Consider the following 21597-nt stretch of genomic DNA (forward strand, 5'->3'; position numbering starts at 1 on the left):
TCTGTAATTCGCAAACATTTTTTGATTTTAGGAACGTGAATTTTAAGATTATTTAAGATATTATGTGGGAAATATCTCTTGGAAAGGTAAGAATATACCGGGTAGTCTTGTGTACCATAAGCCCAGACAATAACTGGTCCTGTGACTCTTCTAACCTAATCTTTTTACCGTTTTTCTGGAGTAAATAAATTGGCTGTTTTTTGGTGTCATAAGGCAGTAATTTTCTTTTAATCTCGTGTACAAGCTCTTTTCCATTATTGATTCCGAAAAATTCATTGGTGTTTTTTATTTTTTCCTCAATAAATTTTCGTTTGAAAGGACGTGTTGAGATAACCGTTTTCGGAAGGTTTCGCTGGATCACACATCTGCACCAATAGGAAAGAATAAAGTCTTCTGAATCCTGCCAGGATTTCATCGCATGAATTATATCATTGTCATCAAGTTGCGTAAATCTATAAATATCTTCATCGGTAGCAGAACTTTTTCCACGATTCAGAAAATATTTCAGGTTTTCCCCGGCAGGCAGATCCATCCCTTCGGAAATCAGATATTTTGCTCTTTCCAGGATCTTAACTAAAAGAAACTCTGCCAATGCAGATGTTTTATGATAGTATACCTGCCAATACATAAACATTCTGGCTGTCAGAAAGTTTTCAATGGAATAGACTCCTTTGGCATCAATAACTAACTCGCCCTCGCTGCAGACATTCATCATAGAAATGATTCTTTGGGTATTGATGTTTCCTTCAGAAACGCCTGTGAAAAAGCTGTCCCTGTTCAGATAATCAAGCCTGTCGACATCAAGCTGGGAGGAAATAAGTTGGTTAAAAAACTTTTTATGATATTTTCCCTGAAACATTTCGATAGCTATAGAAAGCTGCCCATCAAATTCCTCGTTTAACTTATTCATTAACAGCAGTGAAAGTTTTTCGTGATGCCAGTCGTCCATCAGCATGTTTTCCAATGCATGAGAGAAAGGCCCATGACCAATATCATGCATCAGGATGGCAAGCATGGCTCCTTTTTCTTCCTCTTCAGTAATTTTAACTCCTTTCTGGCGTAGGGTTTCTAATGCCGTAAACATCAAATGCATCGCTCCCAAAGCGTGATGGAATCTTGTATGGGTGGCTCCCGGAAAGATCAGATTCAGAAGTCCGGTCTGTCCGATTCTGCGCAGTCTCTGGAAATAAGGATGCTCTATAACGTCAAATAAAATTTCGTGTGGGATTCTGATGAAACCATGAACGGGGTCGTTAATGATCTTTAGCTTATTCTGCATTGAAACTTTGGTATTAGTAAACAAAGTTAGGGATTTTAAATTTTAAGCATGATAAATTGCTATTAAAGAATTCAAACTTGAGAAAACATATTATCTGCATGGCCCATGAAGTAATTATTTGTGATACTTGTGAAGATATGTATGTGAGTTATGTTTTTATTTTTAACCACAGATTACACAAATTTACACAGATGTTTTTCGCCATATTCTGTTTTAAACATATATCTTTGATAGCATAAATAATGCTTCATTTTAATGAGAAAAATTTCTCTTTTCATCTTATTTTTTTTCAGCTTACATTTTTCTGCGCAGTCATTATCTGAAACTCAAAAATTAGAATCACTCTGTAAAGTCTGGGGATTTTTAAAATACTATCATCCCCGTGTTGCAAAAGGGGAATTTGATTGGGATCAGCAGCTTTTTCAAAAAATTGAACAGCTTGAGCATATCCAAGATAAAAATCAGTTGAACGAATTATATTCCAAATGGATCAGCAGTCTTGGAAAAGTGGAGGAATGTAAAAAATGCTCGAAAGAAGATAAAAAAAAGGTCTATTTTTTAAGAAATTTTGATCTGAATTGGATTGGAAATGAAGAAATATTCACTCAAGAGGTAAGTCAAAAGTTGCTTTTTATTCAAAAGAACAGAAATTCAGGCAGCAGTCATTATTTCGGAAAAGGTGGAAAAAAGGTTTACTTTAAGAATGAAAATTCATACGGTTCACAATTCACTTCAAAAGAAATCGGTCTTCTGGAACTGTTCAGATACTGGAATCTGGTAGAATACTTTTTCCCATACAAGTATCAAACAGATCAGAACTGGAATGATGTCTTAACGGAAATGATCCCAAAGTTCCTCAATATTAATAATGATGAAAGCTATCATTTGGCTCTTGCGGAACTGGTGGCAAAAATTGATGACTTGCATGCTTTTCTTTATTCACCTACCTTCAATGCCCATCAATATGGGAGACGAAAAGTTCCTGTGGAATATATTTATGCAGAAGGAAAACTGATGGTAACGAAGATCATTAAAAATAAATTGAACGAAGAAACATTTTTGAAAGCCGGAGATGTCATTTACGACGTCAATGGGCGGACAATTCCTCAGATGGTCAACAGTTTTGGAAAATATATTCCGGCTTCCAATTCCTGGGGGAAGATTTCAAAAGTGAAACATCTTTTTCTTTTCAGTAATAATGATTCTATTGCCTTAAAAATAGAGCGCAACGGACAAAACCTTGCTGTTACTGCCAAAACCTATCTTCTTAAAGATATTGTCAGGGAAACACCAACTGTTCAGCCGAAGTGGAAATTTCTGGATGAAAGTAAGAAAACAGGCTATGTCAATATGGGTAGTATTGAAAAAAGTGACCTGAACGATATGTATAGGGATTTAAAAACAACAACATCCATCATTTTTGATCTCAGAAATTATCCTAAACAGACCATTTTTCCTTTAAGCAAGCTGATTCTTCCGGAAAAATCAATTTATTATCAATTTAATTTCCCTGAGACGGAATATTTAAGTAAATTTTATAGCGCAAAAAGCAGCATCGGCAGAAAGAATCCGGATTACTACAAAGGAAATGTTGTGGTCTTAGTGAATGAGAATACACAGAGCCAGGCAGAAACCACTGCTATGATGTTTAAGCAGCACCCAAAAGCTAAGGTAATCGGGAGTAATACTTCGGGAGCCAACGGGGATGTGATCAGATTTAAAATTGCGGATCTGGATACCTGTTTTACAGGACTGGGAGCATATTATCCTGACGGAAGGGAAACCCAAAGGATAGGAATTATCCCCGATATTGTCATAAAGCCCACTATAACAGGCATAAAGGAAGGAAAAGATGAAGTTCTGGAAAGAGCTTTAAATTATATAAAGACCGGTTTTTAAATGAATTGAATGTCAATAATAATGGCAGGATTTTCATTTAACTAATATTTAACTTTTGTTGTCTCTAATTTGTGAGAATTTAAAAGGGATTGGTCAACATTTTGATGCTATAACCATGTAAAAAAATAAATTATGTCGGAAAAGATATTATGGATAGATGATGAAATAGATTTACTCAAGCCCCATATCGTATTTTTAGAAAAAAAAGGTTACCAGGTAACCCCTGTTAACAACGTGAATGAAGCTCTGGAACTAATGGATTCAGAGAAATTCGCATTAACGCTTATTGATGAAAATATGCCCGGCATTTCGGGATTGGAAGCCATTCCCATGATTAAGGAAAAAGATAATTCTTTAAAGATTGTGATGGTAACAAAAAGTGAGGAGGAACATATCATGGAAGAAGCCATCGGATCTCAGATTGCTGATTACATACTAAAGCCGGTAAACCCTAACCAGATTTTATTGTCGTTAAAAAAGAATCTTCAGGAGGATAATCTTGTAGAGCAGAAAACAATTCTCCAGTACCAGCAGGAATTCAGAAACCTGTCTATGGAACTTTCTTATATCAGAACTTACCAGGAATGGGCAGAATATTATAAGAAGATTCTAAGCTGGGAGATTAAATTTGATAAGGTAGCGGATAATGAGTTCTCCGATCTTCTGCAATCACAGAAAGAGGAAGCCAATATCCAGTTTGCCAAATTCATTGAAAAAAATTACGAAAGTTGGCTTACGGATCCTGACAAACCATTAATGAGCCATACTCTTTTTAAAGAAAAAGTAAAGCCCGAGGTAGAGAAAGAAAAGGTTCTTCTTCTTATGGTGGATAATCTCCGCTTTGACCAGTGGAGGGTTATTGAACCATTATTCACAAAATATTACAATAAAATATCGGAAGATTATTATTACAGTATTCTTCCTACAGCCACTCAGTATGCTAGAAACTCTTTCTTTGCCGGACTGATGCCTTCTGAAATTGAGAAGCGTTTTCCGGATAAATGGTTCAATGATAATGAAGAGGGAAATAAGAATGAGTTTGAGCGCGATTTCCTGGAAGACCAAATGAAAAGAATTGGTTTAGGGTCTAAATCTATGAAGTATCTTAAAGTTTTGAATGCGGATTTTGAGCGAAAGATTTATGATGATTTCAACCAGCATAAAAATAATGACCTTCTGGTAATTGTTTACAACTTTATTGATATTCTTTCTCACGCTAAAACAGATAATCATATTGTAGACCAGCTAATCAGGGACGATAAAACATTCAGATCTCTTACGCTTAACTGGTTTGAGAATTCATCATTGCTGAAGATTATTAAAGCGGCTGCAGAAAGTGGATACAAACTTGTGATCACTACAGACCACGGAACAGTATACGTTAAAAAACCTAGTAAAGTAGTTGGAGACCGTGAAACATCAACCAATATCCGTTATAAAACAGGAAAGAGTTTAACCTATGACGACAGTGATGTATGGGCCGTTACCAACCCTGAAAAACTGTTTCTACCAAAAGGGAATTTAAGTTCGAAATATATTTTTGCAAAAAACAATATTTTCCTGGCTTATCCGAAGAATTACAATCACTTTGTGAATTACTATAAAGAGACATACCAACACGGAGGAATTTCATTGGAAGAGTGTATTATTCCTATCAGCATTTTAGAACCCAAGTAGTTTTTTTCATAGTTTATTTAAATTTTGGGTTTAAGGCGGCAAAAATCGAATGATTTTTGCCGCCTCTTTTTATAACCACTTTTAATAATCTTAAAGAGTTCATATCTTAGCAAAAAAACAATGTTTATTATCTCGCTGACCTACAAAAGTGACCTGGAAAATGTGGAACGGTTGATCCCGGAACACAATAACTTTCTTGAAAAACATTACGCCTCCGGAAACTTCATTGCTTCCGGAAGAAAAGAACCGAGAACGGGAGGAATTATTCTTGCCAATGCAGCTTCTAAATATGAAATTGAAGACATCATTAAAGAAGATCCTTTTTATATTCATCAGGTAGCAGATTATGATATCACTGAATTTATTCCATCAAAATATAACGAACATTTTAAATTTCATTAAAAACTCATGAGGTTAATCACATATAACGTTAACGGAATCAGGGCTGCCTTTACTAAGGATTTTTTGGGATGGCTGAAAACTGCTGATCCGGATATTGTCTGTATTCAGGAAAGTAAAGCAGGAAACGATCAGATAGACATTGAAAGTCTCGAAAAAGTCGGTTATCACAGCTATTGGCATTCTGCCGTAAGAAAAGGCTACAGCGGCGTCGGAATTGCGTCTAAAATCAAACCTAACCATATTGAATATGGATGTGGTATCGAAAGCTATGATAATGAAGGCAGGATCATCCGTGCAGATTTTGACGGATACTCTGTCATTTCAGTGTATGTTCCGTCTGCCAGCAATATTGAAAGGCTGGATTTCAAAATGCAGTTCTGCCATGATTTCCTGGCTTATATAAAGGAGTTGAGAAAAACGATTCCTAACCTTATTATTTCCGGCGATTTCAATATATGCCATCAGGCTATTGACATTCATGATCCGGTCCGTTTAAAGAACGTTTCCGGCTTTCTGCCAATGGAAAGAGAATGGATGACCAGTTTTATTGAGGAATGTGAACTGATCGACAGTTTCCGTTTTTTCAATAATGAGCCCGATAATTATACGTGGTGGAGCTACAGACAGAATTCCCGGGCGAAGAACAAAGGCTGGAGACTGGATTATAATTTCGCAACCTATACTTTGAAAGATAAGCTCTCACGAGCAGTAATTCTAAAAGAAGCTGTACATTCTGATCACTGCCCAGCTTTATTGGAATTTAATGTATAGAAAGACTAAAAATAAAAAGCCAGCTGATTCAGCTGGCTTTTATAAATTTAAATCATAAATTTAGTCGACAATTTCATATTCAACCGGAATGGTACCACGATTGGTATCCCCGATTTCATCGAACGCAGCTTTAGAAATATCTAATGCTCTTGATGCATGGAAAGGTCCTCTATCATTGATCTTCACTATCACCTGTTTTCCATTGTTCAGATTGGTAACTCTAATATTAGTCCCAAACGGAAGCGTTCTGTTTGCAGCAGTGAACTTTGAGTTACTAAAAATCTCTCCGCTTGCTGTTTTTCTACCATTAAACTTATCGTGGTAGTACGATGCATAACTTGTTTTCTTCGCATCTAAGGTATTACCTGTAAAAGAATAAACACCTAAGGTTGAAATCATCATTATGATTACGAGAATGAATCTTTTCATCATCTTGAATTTTATTGGTTTTGACGGAGCAAAAGTATAAGGAATGTTGTTAAGTCCCTACTCCATATGTTAAAAACCGTTAATGAAAACAAAATTATATGTTAACAAGAGCTGTAAGTCCCTATTATCAGGGGTTTTAGATAGCACTGTTAAAAAACGTTAAAAAAACAACCTAAAAGTTAATATAATTAACTTATTGTCAAAAAAATTCAAAATATGAACTATACAAATAATTGATAATCAGTATTTTAAATATTCAATGAAAATTTAAAATATAAGTACAGCTCACTCGAAAAAATAAAAATTTTATGATATCAAATGGACAGAAGCGCTTAATAGAAGTCAACAAGAGCACAGCATATATCACTCTATATTTATTTTAACAAAGGTTTTAACAGTAGAATGGATTAAACATCAATTTCTATGTTTAAAAAATATAATTAGTAAAATCTTCATTTTAAACATTCTTCTTCATATTCAAATTAAGTACCAAATGAGATTTTGAATATTAAGGATTCTTCTTATTAATAAACTTCATCATATTAAAACAAAAAACCAATGATTTCTCATTGGTTTTAATTTATATTTAGATATAAGTATTATCTTATTTTAAATATTCTATTACATAGTCATATGTTCCAGAAGGATAAACCACTGACATACTTGGCGAACCTGTAATTGCATTTCCTGCAGTAGTTGCAATTGTATAAGAATACAAGCTTCTGTCATATACAGTGTTTGTACCCGCTTTATAAATAGTAATACCATATAAAGCAGTCATACCCGTCGGCGCTGGGATATTTACAGCTGTTGAACTTCCTGTTGCGTTAAATGTCCCTTTAATAGCGTAAACTTGCTTATTTGCTACTAATGTATTTGTAGCTGTTTCAGCAGCGGTTACGTCAAATTTGGCATTACCACCTCCTATTGGTAGCCATCTACCTCCGGTAACATCAGTACTTTTATTAGGGTTATCAAAATAATAGAAACCACGGCTTACTGGTGTAGAAACAACGCCATCATTTGTAAGCGTGTTACCAACACCAATATTAAAAACTATCATGCCATCATAAGCAGAAGGGAAGTTAATACCATCTAAACTAGCTACTTTAAATGTAAAAGCTGTTAGATCTGTTGTAGGAAACAATAGACCTTTACCGTCATTTACTGCAGCATTGTTATTTGTAGAGGCATCTAAGAAAATGTTTTCATTAGGGAAAGTGTTTGCAATTACACCGTTAGATAAAGCCTGTGCACTGGCCAATGTACCTAGTGATACAAACAGTGCTAATATGATTTTTTTCATCTGTTTAAAATTTAATGATTGTTATTATCTACCTGAAAGAATACCCCAGTTATTTACACCAGCATTACTCACTACAATAAAGCAGAAAGATCCACCTGAAGTTACCGTTGATGGTATGCTATTCATTCCTCTAGTGATACCTGGAACCGCTGCAGGATCCCAACCCACGTTACCTGGGCCATTCGCAGATACACATCTTACTGAGTTTAATGGCAGTGACGTGGCTGCAGGCAATAATAGCTGGCTAGTTCCTCCCATAGCAGTAGTAACGACAGAATAATCATCCGATGCCCATGTAATAGGAGCATTTAAAGAGTGAAGTCTACCTTTCTGAATCTGGAAGTTTGGAGGTGTTGAACCACCACCACCTACAGCAACCCAAACAGAATTTGGAGCATCATAGTAATAGAAGCCAGTTCCAATTACATTTACTGTCTTACCAGCTGCACTACCATCTAAAGTGGTAACAAATGTAAGGGCACCATTCTGAGCAGCCGTATATGCTGCATCTTTAGCTGCTAACTGAGCTCTTGACAAACGAGGGACTAGTAAGGCATCAGGTCTAGCATTGTCAGTAGTATTAGCTACTACGTCTAGTGTTGCGGCTGGTGTAGTTGTGTTAATACCTACACGACCCGTTGTCTGAGCCTTGGAAACTGCCGAAAGGCCAACGAGCATTGTCGCTGTTAATAAAAATTTTTTCATAAGTTTTTAAAGATTTTAAATTACATTATTTTCCATCAATATTTGCAAATGGGACATGCATCCCAACTTGTGCTAAACATTAAAGTTCCTATTTAACATTATTAGATAGATAACTTATTGAAGCATTTGATTTTAAAACATTGCTTATTGCGCAAATTTAAGACATAATTTTCAAATTTATTCATTTTATATAAAAAAAATAAAAGAGTTTTACCAGGCAAAACACCAACTACCTGAAAATCAGCCTAATCATTAAATTAATAGCTACTTTAATTATGTTAAATTTTATTAATATTTTTAATTATCTGCTAAAGCCATACAATTGTTATAATTGCAACAGGACTAGATTGTTAAATCAACTCCCCATATAAGTCAAATTCTTCTGCAGAAGTAATTTTCACTTCAGCAAATTCTCCTATAGAAATGTAAGTTTCATCGGCCGAAACCAAAACAGTATTGTCTACGTCAGGTGAATCAAATTCTGTTCTTCCTATAAAATAATTGCCTTCTTTTCGATCAAATATACATCTGAAAGTTTTTCCAATCTTCTCCTGATTCTTCTCCCAAGAAATCTGTGATTGCAGCTCCATAATCTCTTCTACTCTTGCTTCTTTCACTTCCTGTGGAATATCATCCTCTAAGACATAAGCTCCTGTATTTTCTTCATGAGAATAGGTGAAGCAACCCAACCTGTCAAATTTTTGCTCTCTTACCCAGTCTTTCAATTCCTGGAATCTTTCTTCTGTTTCTCCCGGATAACCTACAATCAAGGTAGTTCTAACAGCCATATCCGGAACCTTTTCTCTAAACTTAGCTAATAATGCATTTGTTTTTTCATGAGTTGTTCCACGTTTCATTGATTTCAACAGATCTGAATTGATATGCTGAAGAGGGATATCAATGTAATTACAAACTTTAGGCTCTTCACGGATAATATCAAGAACATCTTCTGGGAAACCACTTGGAAAAGCATAATGAAGGCGGATCCACTCTATCCCCTCAACTTTTACAAGCTCTTTTAAAAGTTCTCCAAGCGCACGTTTTTTATAAAGGTCCAGACCATAATAAGTAAGGTCCTGCGCAATAAGAATAATCTCTTTTGTTCCTTTTTTTGCAAGCTTTTGAGTTTCCAAAACCAATTTTTCGATAGGCGTGGATATATGTCCGCCTCTCATTAAAGGAATCGCACAGAAAGAACAAGGTCGGTCACAACCTTCTGAGATCTTGAGGTACGCATAATGTTTGGGAGTTGTTGTCAGTCTTTCTCCTACCAATTCATGTTTATAATCTGCACCAAGGTGCTTTAGGAGAATGGGCAAATCTCTTGTCCCGAAATACTGATCTACGTCAGGAATTTCCTTAATAAGATCCGGTTTGTATCTTTCGGAAAGACAGCCTGTAACAAAAACTTTTTCGACTTCACCTCTGTTTTTTGCGTCTACATAATCAAGAATTGTATTAATTGATTCTTCCTTGGCATTATCAATAAATCCGCATGTATTAATTACTACAATATCTCCGCGGCCTTCGTGAACCACTTCCTTTCCATTTGCTTTCAGCTGACTCATTAATACTTCAGAATCATATACATTCTTGGAGCATCCAAGTGTAACCACATTGATTTTCTTCTTCCCTACAGATTTTGTGCGCATCGTTTTGATTTTGAGTGTGCAAAGATACAAAATATAAAAGAGTGAGGTGTAAAAAATAATAACCACTTTAGGAAAGTGGTTATCAATATATTATTTAAAAATTTTTCTCGGAAAAATTAGGGAGCACTCTGTCTTTTTCAGAAAGTATGATAGATTCGATTGGAAGCTTCCAATCAATATTCAAATCCGGATCGTTCCATATAACACTTCCTTCAGATTCTTTATTGTAAAAGTTATCACATTTATAAGAAAAAACAGCTGTTTCGCTTAAAACCGAAAACCCATGTCCGAATCCCCGGGGAACATAAAGCTGAAGCTTATTCTCTGGAGTCAATTCGATACCGAACCATTTTCCAAATGTTGGTGAATCTTCTCTCAAATCAACTGCTACATCAAAAACTCTTCCTTCCAAGCATGACACTAGTTTGGCCTGAGCATATTCTCCTTTCTGTAAATGGAGTCCCCTGAGCACACCATATGAAGATTTTGAAATGTTATCCTGAACAAAATGGCCATTCATTCCTGTTAATTCTTCAAATTTTTTTTCATTATACTTTTCAAAGAAGTATCCTCTATCATCTTCAAAAATTGTAGGCTCGATGATATAACAATCTTTTAAGAGTGTTTCTTTTATTTTCATCTTATGTTTCTATAAATTATATTCCTTTTTAAGTTTCCATTTTAGGCTCAGATATATTCCTCCAAGTGGAATAAATATAATCAAAATTATGAACCAAATAGGAAATTGTGAATAAATTAAAAATATATTGATTAATAACTGACAAATAGCATAAACTGAACTTATTATTAAATGTGAAACTTTTTTCTCATTGGCAAAAAGCTGATATAAATGTCTCCTGTGAGCTTCAAAAATATTTTCTTTTAACAGTATCCTTTCTGTAATCGTAAGAACTACTTCCATTCCATAAATTGAAAGTAACAGGATATATTTGTATTCACCTGTTCTCATAATAAGGAGTGTGACAAGGCCTATTACCCAAAAGCCTATCCCCATACTTCCGACATCTCCTGCAAAACATTTCGCTTTTTTTCTAAAATTAAAAAACAAAAAAACCAAACATGCCAAAATCGGATATACGATAAAATTTTCATCTGTAAACTGAATAATATTCTTATTAATATATGCTAATGAACCTAAAGTTATAAGACTATAAATCCCTGTCATTCCATTAATTCCATCCATAAAATTATAAGCATTCAAGGTTCCTATTATCATAACAAATAAAATAGGCCAAACCCAAAAAGACATTAGGCTAAAAGCTCCTGTAAAATACAAAAGCAGAATTACCGAAATTAAATGAACCGAAAGTCTGATTTTATTTGATAAGGTTTTAACATCATCAACAAAGCTAATGATACAAATTGCCAAAAGTCCTAATCCAAAGGACCAATAGTTCTGTACGGCTTCATTAAGGTTGAATAAACAAAAGATAACAAATGCTACAGGAAAAATAATCCCTCCTCCTCTTAATGTAATCTGAGTATGTGCACTTCTGTGATTGGGTTTGTCAATAATATTATATTTATCAGCTATTTTAAAATATAACAGTATTACAATAAATAAGATAATTATTATAATTATATATTCCATCATGTGTTTTTAAAGCTTTTTATTGTTTTAAAAAGTCCTTCTTCTGCAGAAACAGGAAGTTTTTTTATACGCAAAGCATTTTTAATTTTTTCATTAGAAACCTGATAACTTTCCGTTAGCTTTTTCAATCTTTCAGAATTTAAAGGCAACTTTAATATATCACCTAATTTTGCTGCTGCAGTAATCATTCCGGAAGGCAACCTCCACAGTTTGCTTTTTCTGCCTGAAGCCTTTCCTATAATTTCTATCAAATCATTTGTAGAAATACTTTCATCGTCTGCAAAATTATAAATTCCTGACTGAATATTTTTATCTTTAAGTATTTGCAATATCAAGAAATTGAGATTATCAATACTTAGAAAAGAGCGTTCGTTTTCAAATGCTGCCAACGGCCACGGAATTCCTTTCTCCACTACTTTATATAAAAGATTTAGGTTTCCCTTATTTCCCGGACCGTGAACCATACATGGACGAATGATGAATAACCTTTGACCTTCATGCAGATCTTTAGATAATAAATATTGTTCTGCTAAAAGTTTTGATTTTCCGTAAGGCGTCTGAGGATTAGATATGTGATCTTCATCTAAAATTCCTTCAACCGTATCTGCTGTTGCTTTTACACTGCTAAAATATATGAAATCACTAATTTCGGAATCTAAGAATTCATCAAATATTTTTTTTGTCAATTCTGTGTTTACTTCAAAATATTCTTCATCTGAAGAAGTATTTTCTGTATCATGAGCTTTTCCTGCAAGGTGAATTATAGCGTCTGAAGTATTTGCAAGCTTCCAATTGCTTCTCAAAGACAATCTTGAGGGATTGTATTCACACCCGACTAAATAATTTGATAGATTTTCTCCTATAAACCCGGAAACTCCTGTGATAATAATATTCATTTTAATAACCTAAATTTTCATGTATTAAATCCCATATTTTAGTTTCTTCAAAATTTTGTTGTACAAAATTCCTTCCCTCATACCCATGAAGTTTTTTCATGTCTGGATTTTCAATATAAAATTCTATTTTTTGAATGATATCCGAAGAATCATTTTTTATAAAAAGCCCTGTTTTATTCTCAATGATTGACTCAGTACATCCGGTTGCTTTAGTAATTAGTACTGGCAAATTCATCGAAGAAGCTTCCAAAGAAACAGTTGGAAAACCTTCACGGTAGGTAGGTAACACAAATATATCCATCAAATTAAAATATGGTGCTGCGTTTAATACAAATCCAGTATGTATAATAAGAGGATCATTTTCAATAGTTTTTTTTGATTCTTCACTAATTGAATCTCTATCCTCAATCGGCCCAACTAGAAGAAGCTTTAAATTCGCATACTTTAATTTCAATATTTGCCAAGCTTCAATAAGCTCATTAATTCCTTTATCTTTAACTAGCCTGCCAACATAACCGATTACAAAATCTTTTTCATCAATTTTTATATCAGATCTAATACGGTTAACTAATGACAAGTCTTGTTTTTCAGGATTAAATTTATTTTCAGTATCAATTCCATTACAAGTTCCCAAACCTAAAATAATATTCTTAGAGGGTGAATTTAAACGATCAGTATTACTAAATTCTCTTACAGAATGGCTTACGCAAACAACTTTGGCAGCCAATGTTCCTGAAAGTCTGTCAATATTTTTAAGTAAAAGTCTTTTTAACCCTGTACTTGTCTCATAAATAATGCCATGTCTAAAATACACTCTATCTTCAGTTCTGGCAAAAAAAGCAGCAATCATAGCAACCATACCACCTTTTGGAGTATGCCCTACAACAGTTTCTATATTATTTTTACGTATAAACTTATAGATCTTATAAATTGCTACTAAATCTGTAATCGGGCTAATACTTCTTGTAACATTTACAGGAAATGGCACATATCCTAAAGAATCTGACAGCTGAAAAAACTCTTCTGATGGTGTACATCCAAGAAAATAACGATTATTTGTTCTATTGCTAAGATATTTAAACTGTTTTCCAAAAAAATGATTAATTGTAAAAGATACAGTTATAATGTGAAGAACTTTATGATTATCCAAAATATATTCTGTTAGTAGTTTTTCCTATTAAGAGTTCGTTTTGTATTTTTATAATCTACCGTCGATATATTTTTAATGTTTAATTTAACTTTTTTATTATCATTTTGTAGATCTATAAAACTTTCTTTTAAAATTTTCCAATTTCCGTTTGTAATATTGATAGTTCCGGTAGGTTCATATTTACTTTTCACTTTACTTGTCAGAAATCCAAAAGGATAATTATAATCATCACTGAAGTAATTATCTATATTAACACTAACATTTCTCCTATATTTTATATCATCTGTTGAAAAACCAAAAAGGACAATATAGAGCCCGCCATTATTATTGTTAAATGTTATAATATTTTTAAGATTTACATTGTCGATAATATCTTTGTGCCAGCTGGGTTCTATATCAATACCAAACATTGGATTCGTACCGTAAGTATTTGTAACCAGTATGTTATCTAAAAAAATATTTTTTCCAGAAGTAACAGCAACTCCATTTCTTCTTGCAAAATCTACTCTCAAGTCCCGAATATTGATTTCCTCACAATATCCACCATCTTCAGAACCAATAAAAAGTCCTTCTCCCCAAGTATTTTTTATATTTGCATTATAAACAGAAACTTTTTTAGCATTTCTTATTCCTATTCCTGCCCCCCACTCTCCTCTATTATCTATATGCTTTTTTCTGTCGCCAATAATATTGGGATTATATATAATAACATTTTCAACATTATAAATTCGTATGATATCATACCAATCTTTAATACTTCCAATATCTTCTTTAGGTGAGCTATCTGGTTTTGTTAAAATTACAGATTGAGGTTGAAAATAAATATTAGAATTACTTCTTAAATAAAGTCCTTTACTGTTGATAAGCAATGGGAAATTAGGAAATTTGACATTCCTTTTCTCATTTAAAACGTTTTGAATAATGTCTGTATAATCTACATCTCCATTTTTAGAATAATTTGCTGGCAAAGATTGGGTTAAATCATAATATATAATATTATAATTTTTTTTGTTATCAATTAGCATTCTGGATTTGTAAGTATTAAGCAATGATTTGGAAGGATCTTTATATGTGAAAGAAGGATCCTGGCAACTAAAAAAGCTTGCTAATAAAATGTAACAAAAAATCAAATGTGTTTTTATTTTCATATTTTAATGTTTAGTCAACATTTTTTTTAAAATTTCTTCATATTTAAGAGCCATATTAATATCTGAATTCGAATTTCTCTTAGCAATATAATAGTTATCCAGTCCAACTATACTTATAGAAAAAGCTAAAAAACTTTTTATATATGAAATCAAAATTATTTTCTTCTGTTTAATATTATTTTTTTTCAAATAATTATCTTTACTAAAAATTTTTCTTTGCTGTTTTAAACGAAAGTTATATGTTTTAAGCTTAAATTTTAATGGATCTCTGTAAAAAAGTAAGGGTTCTTTTATTATTTGAAATACTGAGAACTCTCTACTTCTAAGCCACAAATCAAAATCTTCCGCTCCAATGAGTCCCTCATCGTATTTATACTTCCGAAACCACTTTGTTTTACCTGCTACTGTAGGGTGTATAAACGTAGATTTTTTCAAGGCTTCATCATATGATTTGGGAATATAAGCCGATCTATATCCAATGATTTCATTATCATCTCCTATTATTACCGCTGAGGAACCTACCACATCTACATCTGGATTATTTTCTAGAAATTTTATCTGTTTTTCTATACGATCTTCAAACATAATATCGTCTGCATCCATTCTTATAAAATATTTCCCCTTGGCCAAATCAATCTGCTGATTAAGCCGGAAAGATATTCCTTTATTCATACCATCAATATACAATTTTATTCTTGGATCATTATACAAATTTACAATTTCTATAGATCTGTCTGTACTACCATCATCAGTAATAATTAATTCAAAATTTTTATATGTTTGGTTCAAAATAGAATCTAAGGTAAAACTTAAAAACTTCTCTGCATTAAATAACGGAATTGCAATTGAAACTAAAATGTTCTCATTCATATTTTTAATTTATACTTACCAATCATTATAATCTAACCCAATTGTTAGGAATAAAATGCTGTACATTATCTTTTAAAAAATTAACATACCAATCTTCTGGCGCTATTACTATTTTGGTCTCGTTTGAATTTAACCATGCAGCCCACCAACTGAAAGTACTGTTTGCTATAATTTGATTCTCACACATGCTCATAAGCAACATATCTTCAATCGCAGTGTTTCCATCAACAAAATAAAATTCATCTCCTTTAAAATTCTCCCTTGCCCATTCCTTATCTTCAGTAAAAATAAAAAAGATAGGATTATCTACTTTTTCTTTAATAAACTTAATTGATCTATTATAATAATCATTGGTACATATTTGAAAAATTTTAGCATTAGCTTTTATATTTATATAATCACCTCTTCTGATATGAATACTTACAGAGTTTGAATTCTTAATTCTTAAAATTAAATTTTCAAGCTTAATAGAAGATTTAGAATCAAGTTTAATCTTATCCTTTAACAATTTGAAAATATAATTTGGATACATTTCATTCTGCCAATAACCATCATAATAACAATGATTATTTATATACACTTCTGGGCTATGAATGTGCACATTTTGTACTCTATGTTTACGATTAAGAAAAGGAAGTTTTTGAATTAACTTACGTTCAATTGACCTTAAAGCTCCTTTAGATCTATAATATAAATTTTCATCAAAATCATCTTCAAAAAGAATTGGCAGATCAAACTGTTGAATATCAAGCTCTCTTTTAGTGAAATTTTTATTATCTATTCTAGTTTGTGAAAAATATTTAACCTCCGTATTCAATATTCCAGCAGCATATTGACCAAATGCATACTGAAAAAGTTGGTTACCTAACCCTCCGGATATTTTTACATAAATCATTATTTTCTGTATTTTATAATTTTTGAAGGTACTCCAGCATTTATAGAATTTAGTTCGGTATTTTTTGTTACTACAGCTCCTGCCGCAATTATACTTCCTTTTTTTATAATAACACCATCAGTAATCACAGAATTTGCACCTATCCAAACATCATCTTCAATTATAATACCATATTCACTTGAGCCTTGTTGGATCATAGGTATGTCGGTTTGTGAAAACATATGATTTCCTCCTGCAATCATACAATTAGGTGCAATCATTACATTCTCACCTATTGAGACTATTCCGTAGACCGCTGTTCCCGGATTAATTTGTGTATTATTACCTATATCTAATTTAATAGGCCATAAAGTAACAAAAGGGTTAATCTGTACTTTTTTTCCTATTTTAATATTTTTATGATTTCTTATTGAACTTCTTAGTGATACATATGATAAAAAACCTATTTTTTTAAATAAAATGATATTAACCGGATATAGCAAAACATTCCCTAAAAGTCTTAGAAAAGTTAACATATACAAGATAGGATTGTGAAGAATTTTATACAATTTTGAATTATTGTTTTGCATAAATATATTTTAGGATATCTAAATAATCTTTTTTCTTGGACTTATTATTTATCAAGATAAAGTAAAACAATTTGAGAGAATTTGAAAAAAGCTCGATGTTCTTATACCTACTTTGACTTTTTCTGTTAAACTGTTTTTTGAAATAGTAAAAATAACTATCAAACTCAGTTTTCATTTTGAAAAAAGTACTTGAAGATGCTCCCTGTAAATGGATAATTTCTGCTTCCGGAACAGACATCATTTTTAAACCTTTCTTTTTTATTCTAAGTTGTAATTCTCCATCTTCTACATACATAAAAAACGCCGGATCAAAACCATTTAGATCATTAAATAATTTTCTTTCCATGAAGAGATCTGCTCCAATTATTATAGAAACTTCTTTTGGTGTACCTATAAAATTAAAGATTTCATTATTCAATAAAAATGATAAATGAAGACGATAGGCTATTATCGAGTATAAAGAAGGGTAATACATAGAGAAAGAAAAATTCGGTTTCATATCTTGTGTAAATAAATTTCCTCCACAAACACCTATTTCTTTCCTTATATCTTTTTCTTTATAATCAAATAACACTTTAATCGCATTATTAATCAAGATAGTGTCACTATTTAAAAGAAATAAATACTTTCCTGTTGCATATGATGCTCCTAAATTATTTGCTTTTCCAAAACCTAGATTTTCTGTGCTGGGTACAAAAATTACATCTGGAAAATTTTCTGCTAACATTTTATGAGGGCTATTTTCAGAATGATTGTCTACTACGATAATTTCGTATACTAAATTTTCTGTCTTACAAATTATCGAAGCTATGCATTTTTTCAGCAATTCTTCTGTATTATAATTAATAATAATAATTGATACTTCCATCATTTGTTTAAGGTTTAAAAATACCTATATAAAAAAAGTTTAAATAAAAATATGCGAAACTTATCACAATTACAATGATTCTCCCTAACAATTTAGGTGTTAAAACAGAGAAAACTATTGGAATGAAAAGAATATCCCCTGCTATAAATAAATCTGATATTCGTCCTGCATAAACAGGGTTAAAGGACAATAGTGCAAATGTACAAATACTAAAAATATAAAATTTAAACAGCAGTATACTGTATTTATTCAATCGCTCCAATTTATCTAAATGATAAAGTGCAAAGTAGGCTATTGCAATTCTCATCAGCTGCCATGCATTAAAAATATTTAATTCGGTACCATCTATGAAATCATAAGCATTTACTTTTTTTTGCATAAAAAGAGGAAGATAGTCTTGAACCATTGCTAGTGTTCCAGATGACACACTAGACACTATATAAGATACTGGAATCAAGAATGCGTAAACTTTTTTATTAATTTTTGTAGGATTTATAAACCAAAATAGAAACACAAAAAAAGCAGAATAATGAAATAGAAATGCTACTAAAGCTAAAGTTAAAAAGAGTTTCCAATTTCTATCCTGTAGAGGTTTTATGCATAATAAAATTAAACCGCAGGCTACTCCAGCTCTAATTTGGGTCATATCCTGTAGCAAAAACAAATATGAAAAATATACTAATAGTGATAATAAAGGAAATTCACTATATTTTTTTATAGCATAAACTTTAGTACCTACTCCCAGAATAGCATATATCAGAACAAAATAATCAAAATCAGGTTTTAAAAATTGTTTTACGAAAAATAAAATAAAATTAAATGAAGGTTCTTTTGATTCTGTTTCATATTGATCTAAAAACATAAAATAATATAAACCATAATCCCTGTCAAAAAATGGAGGTCTTAAAGCAGCAATGAGAATTAGACTTACGGCCACAAAAAAAATCAAAAAGTTTTTTACCGGGAATGTTTTATATTCCAAAATACTAAATAAAGAAATAAAACTTAGAAAAAAATAAGAAATTATAATTACTTCAGCCATTCTTATTTTTTTTAATTATTTTCAAATCTTTTAATACCTCATACGGCCATTTCCAGCCCTGATAAACTAAAGTTACTATAAAAGGGATTAGAATCATTCCTAAAACATTTTTTTCAAAAAAAATAAAATAGAGTAATAACCCAACTACAATTGCCAGCCCTGAGAGAAGTGATGCTCTGAAAAAAGGAACAGAGTTTTTAGTTACAAGTATAGCTCCAGCCATAGATACATTTGTTTCTAATAATGACGAAAATAAAAGCAGTGCTATCAGTGAAGACAACATTAAGTGAGTTTTACTATTTAAGATTTCTAAAATGTAAGGTCCCGCCACGATTATCATAAATCCACATGCGAAATAAGTAAAAAGCAGAAAAATAATACCACGTTTATAAATTAAGCTAATAAAATCTATATTATTTTTAACTCTAGAGTCTACTATTTTAGGTATAAAAGTTAGTATATATATACTACCTAATCCTGAAACAACACTTACCAACTGTATTGTTATACCGTAAGATGCTATATCATTTAACGTTAAATAAAACGACCCGATAATAAGAGAAGACTTAGTTACCATAAATCCACCTAATGAGGTTAAACCCATTTTCACAGCATTAGGAAAAATAGAGTTAAGTATATCTTTTTGAGGACTTCCTTTACATGCTTGTAATTTTTTTGTTATTTCAGCATCGTAAAAACTGCGATAAGAAAAAAAACGTATTATCAAAACGGATAACAACTGAGCTGAAACAATAGCAATAAGCCCAAAATTCATCCAGATTAAAATCGCTGCACATACCAGATAACAAATTTGTCCGATGACATTAATTTGTTTTAATCTTTTTATCATACCTCTTCCCTCCAAGAGGGAATCATAATAAAGTGTGTATAAATTATAAGATGTTATAGCACACAAAATTGCCCAAGAAATATAAACTTCAGAATGAGATCCATTATATTTTTTAAGTAATGTAAAAATATAAAAGGTTCCTAGTATAGATAATAGAATTAAACATATAACAGCCAGTCTAGCATAAAACCACCGCATTGCAATGATTAGACCTTTTAATAAAGGATAGCTTATTTCGTTTTCCGATAAATTACTTTCAAAACCATTTGATTGTAATTTTTTCACTCCACTAAAAACATAAGTAACGTTTCTGGCAAAGGATGGATTGAAGCCAAAATCCAAAAGATAAGAAAATGCCGTAATAGAAATAAATACAGTCCATATTCCTACAGTTTCTGCCGGCATTTTATTTAAAATAACGGGCAGTAGTAAGGCAGAAGAAGCAATCTTAAAAAAAGTTGCTAAATAATTCCAAACAATATCACTTCTTCCGATATTCATTACAAATTATTAATATACCAATTGTAAATCTCTTTAATTCCATTTTCAATCTCAACGGTATGCTTCCATCCTAAAGAATTCAACTTTGACACATCTACCAGTTTTCTCATTGTCCCGTCAGGTTTAGAAGAATCAAAGACAATATTACCTACAAAACCTACTTCTTTCGCAATTAAATTGGACAAATTGTGAATAGTAATATCTTTACCTGTACCAATGTTAATATGAGTATTCCTAACTTCTCCTACTCCTTCTATAACATCATTGAAATTAATATTTTGCATTAAAAATACACATGCATCAGCCATATCCTCACTCCACAAAAATTCTCTCATAGGTTTACCAGTCCCCCATAGTTCAACTCTGTCTTTATAGATTCCATACTGTGACAAAATATTTTCGATACTCTGATTGCTATCAGAACCTGAAATACTCTCAATTGGTCTTCTATTTAAATCTTTACGAACAGCCTCCCAATTATCATTCATTAATGAATATGCTAGATGTATTTTTCTAATCATGGCTGGAAGAACATGACTTTTCTCCAAATCAAAATTATCATTAGGACCATAAAGATTTGTAGGCATTACGGAAATAAAATTTGTCCCATACTGGATATTAAAACTTTCACAAAGCTTAATTCCTGCTATCTTTGCAATAGCATAAGGTTCATTAGTATATTCCAATATATCTGTGAGAAGTTCATTTTCACTTATAGGCTGATGAGCATTTTTGGGGTAAATGCATGTACTTCCTAAGAAAAGAAGTTTTTTAATATTGTGTTTATAAGATTGGTAAATTATGTTTTGCTGAATTTGTAAGTTTTTATATATAAAGTCGGCTCTATATTTATTATTAGCCATAATTCCCCCAACATAAGCAGCAGCTAGAAAAACATATTCGGGTTTCACTTCTTCAAAAAAAGTTGCTGTTGCAGCAGCATCCATTAAATCAAGCTCTTTAGAAGTTTTTCCAATCAAATTTGAATAGCCAGCTTCAGAAAGTTTTTTCCAAATTGCAGAGCCAACCAAGCCTTTATGCCCTGCTATATATATTTTACTATCCTTTTCCATATT

The 21597-nt window shown here is 32.0% G+C and carries 21 protein-coding genes; 4 read left to right on the forward strand and 17 right to left on the reverse strand.

The window, feature by feature from the left end; genetic code table 11:
• Positions 1 to 52 precede the first annotated feature (52 nt).
• Positions 53 to 1279, reverse strand: a complete 1227-nt coding sequence (locus LC418_RS16950; RefSeq protein WP_223560007.1) for an HD domain-containing protein — start codon at positions 1277 to 1279, stop codon at positions 53 to 55.
• A gap of 255 nt (positions 1280 to 1534) precedes the next feature.
• Here LC418_RS16950 and LC418_RS16955 point away from each other — a divergent pair, with 255 nt between their 5' ends.
• The 4 genes from LC418_RS16955 to LC418_RS16970 all read left to right on the forward strand — a co-directional run bounded on the left by LC418_RS16955 (position 1535) and on the right by LC418_RS16970 (position 6028).
• Positions 1535 to 3178 (forward strand): S41 family peptidase, encoded by a 1644-nt coding sequence (locus LC418_RS16955; protein ID WP_223560008.1) that lies wholly within the window; start codon positions 1535 to 1537, stop codon positions 3176 to 3178.
• A 132-nt stretch (positions 3179 to 3310) separates the two neighbouring features.
• Complete coding sequence (gene porX, locus LC418_RS16960; RefSeq protein WP_111956614.1) at positions 3311 to 4855, forward strand: T9SS response regulator signal transducer PorX; 1545 nt, start codon at positions 3311 to 3313, stop codon at positions 4853 to 4855.
• A gap of 120 nt (positions 4856 to 4975) precedes the next feature.
• Positions 4976 to 5257 (forward strand): YciI family protein, encoded by a 282-nt coding sequence (locus LC418_RS16965; protein WP_223560009.1) that lies wholly within the window; start codon positions 4976 to 4978, stop codon positions 5255 to 5257.
• 6 nt (positions 5258 to 5263) lie between these two features.
• Positions 5264 to 6028 carry an exodeoxyribonuclease III gene (locus LC418_RS16970; protein WP_111956612.1) on the forward strand — a complete coding sequence of 255 codons (765 nt, stop codon included), beginning with the start codon at positions 5264 to 5266 and terminating at the stop codon, positions 6026 to 6028.
• 60 nt (positions 6029 to 6088) lie between these two features.
• Here LC418_RS16970 and LC418_RS16975 read toward each other — a convergent pair whose 3' ends face one another.
• From LC418_RS16975 to LC418_RS17050, 16 genes are all read right to left on the reverse strand, one after another.
• Positions 6089 to 6460 (reverse strand): septal ring lytic transglycosylase RlpA family protein, encoded by a 372-nt coding sequence (locus LC418_RS16975; RefSeq protein ID WP_048502358.1) that lies wholly within the window; start codon positions 6458 to 6460, stop codon positions 6089 to 6091.
• Positions 6461 to 7061: 601 nt separating this feature from the next.
• Positions 7062 to 7763, reverse strand: coding sequence for a hypothetical protein (locus tag LC418_RS16980; RefSeq protein ID WP_111956610.1), 702 nt, complete (start codon positions 7761 to 7763; stop codon positions 7062 to 7064).
• 24 nt (positions 7764 to 7787) lie between these two features.
• Positions 7788 to 8441, reverse strand: a complete 654-nt coding sequence (locus LC418_RS16985) for a hypothetical protein (protein ID WP_223560010.1) — start codon at positions 8439 to 8441, stop codon at positions 7788 to 7790.
• 377 nt (positions 8442 to 8818) lie between these two features.
• Positions 8819 to 10120, reverse strand: coding sequence for a 30S ribosomal protein S12 methylthiotransferase RimO (rimO, locus tag LC418_RS16990; RefSeq protein ID WP_111956606.1), 1302 nt, complete (start codon positions 10118 to 10120; stop codon positions 8819 to 8821).
• Positions 10121 to 10214: 94 nt separating this feature from the next.
• On the reverse strand, positions 10215 to 10760 hold the full coding sequence (gene rfbC, locus LC418_RS16995; RefSeq protein ID WP_223560011.1) for a dTDP-4-dehydrorhamnose 3,5-epimerase: 546 nt from the start codon (positions 10758 to 10760) through the stop codon (positions 10215 to 10217).
• A 9-nt stretch (positions 10761 to 10769) separates the two neighbouring features.
• Positions 10770 to 11735 (reverse strand): MraY family glycosyltransferase, encoded by a 966-nt coding sequence (locus LC418_RS17000; RefSeq protein WP_223560012.1) that lies wholly within the window; start codon positions 11733 to 11735, stop codon positions 10770 to 10772.
• Entirely contained in the window at positions 11732 to 12628 is an 897-nt protein-coding gene (locus tag LC418_RS17005; RefSeq protein ID WP_223560013.1) for an NAD-dependent epimerase/dehydratase family protein, read from the reverse strand. The genes LC418_RS17000 and LC418_RS17005 overlap by 4 nt, the downstream gene beginning before the upstream one ends.
• A 1-nt stretch (position 12629) precedes the next feature.
• Positions 12630 to 13778 (reverse strand): glycosyltransferase family 4 protein, encoded by a 1149-nt coding sequence (locus LC418_RS17010; protein ID WP_223560014.1) that lies wholly within the window; start codon positions 13776 to 13778, stop codon positions 12630 to 12632.
• Positions 13779 to 13789: 11 nt separating this feature from the next.
• Complete coding sequence (locus LC418_RS17015) at positions 13790 to 14926, reverse strand: hypothetical protein (protein ID WP_223560015.1); 1137 nt, start codon at positions 14924 to 14926, stop codon at positions 13790 to 13792.
• A gap of 3 nt (positions 14927 to 14929) precedes the next feature.
• A complete protein-coding gene (locus LC418_RS17020; protein WP_223560016.1) occupies positions 14930 to 15796 on the reverse strand; it encodes a glycosyltransferase in 867 nt (288 codons plus the stop codon).
• Between the two features lie 25 nt (positions 15797 to 15821).
• Positions 15822 to 16691: an alpha-1,2-fucosyltransferase gene (locus LC418_RS17025; RefSeq protein ID WP_223560017.1), complete on the reverse strand. Its 870-nt coding sequence runs from the start codon at positions 16689 to 16691 to the stop codon at positions 15822 to 15824.
• Entirely contained in the window at positions 16691 to 17260 is a 570-nt protein-coding gene (locus LC418_RS17030) for an acyltransferase (protein ID WP_223560018.1), read from the reverse strand. The genes LC418_RS17025 and LC418_RS17030 overlap by 1 nt, the downstream gene beginning before the upstream one ends.
• Entirely contained in the window at positions 17247 to 18131 is an 885-nt protein-coding gene (locus tag LC418_RS17035) for a glycosyltransferase family 2 protein (protein ID WP_223560019.1), read from the reverse strand. Before LC418_RS17035 ends, LC418_RS17030 begins: the two co-directional genes overlap by 14 nt.
• 4 nt (positions 18132 to 18135) lie before the next feature.
• The gene (locus tag LC418_RS17040; protein WP_223560020.1) at positions 18136 to 19170 is read right to left on the reverse strand and encodes an EpsG family protein; all 1035 of its coding nucleotides are present in this window, start codon (positions 19168 to 19170) and stop codon (positions 18136 to 18138) included.
• On the reverse strand, positions 19163 to 20521 hold the full coding sequence (gene wzx / locus LC418_RS17045) for an O-unit flippase-like protein (RefSeq protein ID WP_223560021.1): 1359 nt from the start codon (positions 20519 to 20521) through the stop codon (positions 19163 to 19165). Before wzx ends, LC418_RS17040 begins: the two co-directional genes overlap by 8 nt.
• Entirely contained in the window at positions 20521 to 21594 is a 1074-nt protein-coding gene (locus LC418_RS17050; protein WP_223560022.1) for a GDP-L-fucose synthase family protein, read from the reverse strand. Before LC418_RS17050 ends, wzx begins: the two co-directional genes overlap by 1 nt.
• Positions 21595 to 21597: the final 3 nt, after the last annotated feature.

Origin of the sequence: Chryseobacterium lathyri (assembly GCF_019970085.1) — a bacterium.
GTDB classification, from domain to species: Bacteria; Bacteroidota; Bacteroidia; order Flavobacteriales; family Weeksellaceae; genus Chryseobacterium; species Chryseobacterium lathyri.

Coding starts and splice junctions, on each gene's coding strand:
- LC418_RS16955 (WP_223560008.1), top strand. CDS start 1,535: ATGAGAAAAATTTCTCTTTTCATCTTATTTTTTTTCAGCTTACATTTT.
- LC418_RS17020 (WP_223560016.1), bottom strand. CDS start 15,796: ATGAATGAGAACATTTTAGTTTCAATTGCAATTCCGTTATTTAATGCA.
- LC418_RS16975 (WP_048502358.1), bottom strand. CDS start 6,460: ATGATGAAAAGATTCATTCTCGTAATCATAATGATGATTTCAACCTTA.
- LC418_RS17015 (WP_223560015.1), bottom strand. CDS start 14,926: ATGAAAATAAAAACACATTTGATTTTTTGTTACATTTTATTAGCAAGC.
- LC418_RS16950 (WP_223560007.1), bottom strand. CDS start 1,279: ATGCAGAATAAGCTAAAGATCATTAACGACCCCGTTCATGGTTTCATC.
- LC418_RS16985 (WP_223560010.1), bottom strand. CDS start 8,441: ATGCTCGTTGGCCTTTCGGCAGTTTCCAAGGCTCAGACAACGGGTCGT.
- LC418_RS17025 (WP_223560017.1), bottom strand. CDS start 16,691: ATGATTTATGTAAAAATATCCGGAGGGTTAGGTAACCAACTTTTTCAG.
- LC418_RS17030 (WP_223560018.1), bottom strand. CDS start 17,260: ATGCAAAACAATAATTCAAAATTGTATAAAATTCTTCACAATCCTATC.
- LC418_RS17050 (WP_223560022.1), bottom strand. CDS start 21,594: ATGGAAAAGGATAGTAAAATATATATAGCAGGGCATAAAGGCTTGGTT.
- wzx (WP_223560021.1), bottom strand. CDS start 20,521: ATGAATATCGGAAGAAGTGATATTGTTTGGAATTATTTAGCAACTTTT.
- LC418_RS16970 (WP_111956612.1), top strand. CDS start 5,264: ATGAGGTTAATCACATATAACGTTAACGGAATCAGGGCTGCCTTTACT.
- rfbC (WP_223560011.1), bottom strand. CDS start 10,760: ATGAAAATAAAAGAAACACTCTTAAAAGATTGTTATATCATCGAGCCT.
- LC418_RS16965 (WP_223560009.1), top strand. CDS start 4,976: ATGTTTATTATCTCGCTGACCTACAAAAGTGACCTGGAAAATGTGGAA.
- LC418_RS17000 (WP_223560012.1), bottom strand. CDS start 11,735: ATGATGGAATATATAATTATAATAATTATCTTATTTATTGTAATACTG.
- LC418_RS16980 (WP_111956610.1), bottom strand. CDS start 7,763: ATGAAAAAAATCATATTAGCACTGTTTGTATCACTAGGTACATTGGCC.
- porX (WP_111956614.1), top strand. CDS start 3,311: ATGTCGGAAAAGATATTATGGATAGATGATGAAATAGATTTACTCAAG.
- LC418_RS17005 (WP_223560013.1), bottom strand. CDS start 12,628: ATGAATATTATTATCACAGGAGTTTCCGGGTTTATAGGAGAAAATCTA.
- rimO (WP_111956606.1), bottom strand. CDS start 10,120: ATGCGCACAAAATCTGTAGGGAAGAAGAAAATCAATGTGGTTACACTT.
- LC418_RS17035 (WP_223560019.1), bottom strand. CDS start 18,131: ATGATGGAAGTATCAATTATTATTATTAATTATAATACAGAAGAATTG.
- LC418_RS17040 (WP_223560020.1), bottom strand. CDS start 19,170: ATGGCTGAAGTAATTATAATTTCTTATTTTTTTCTAAGTTTTATTTCT.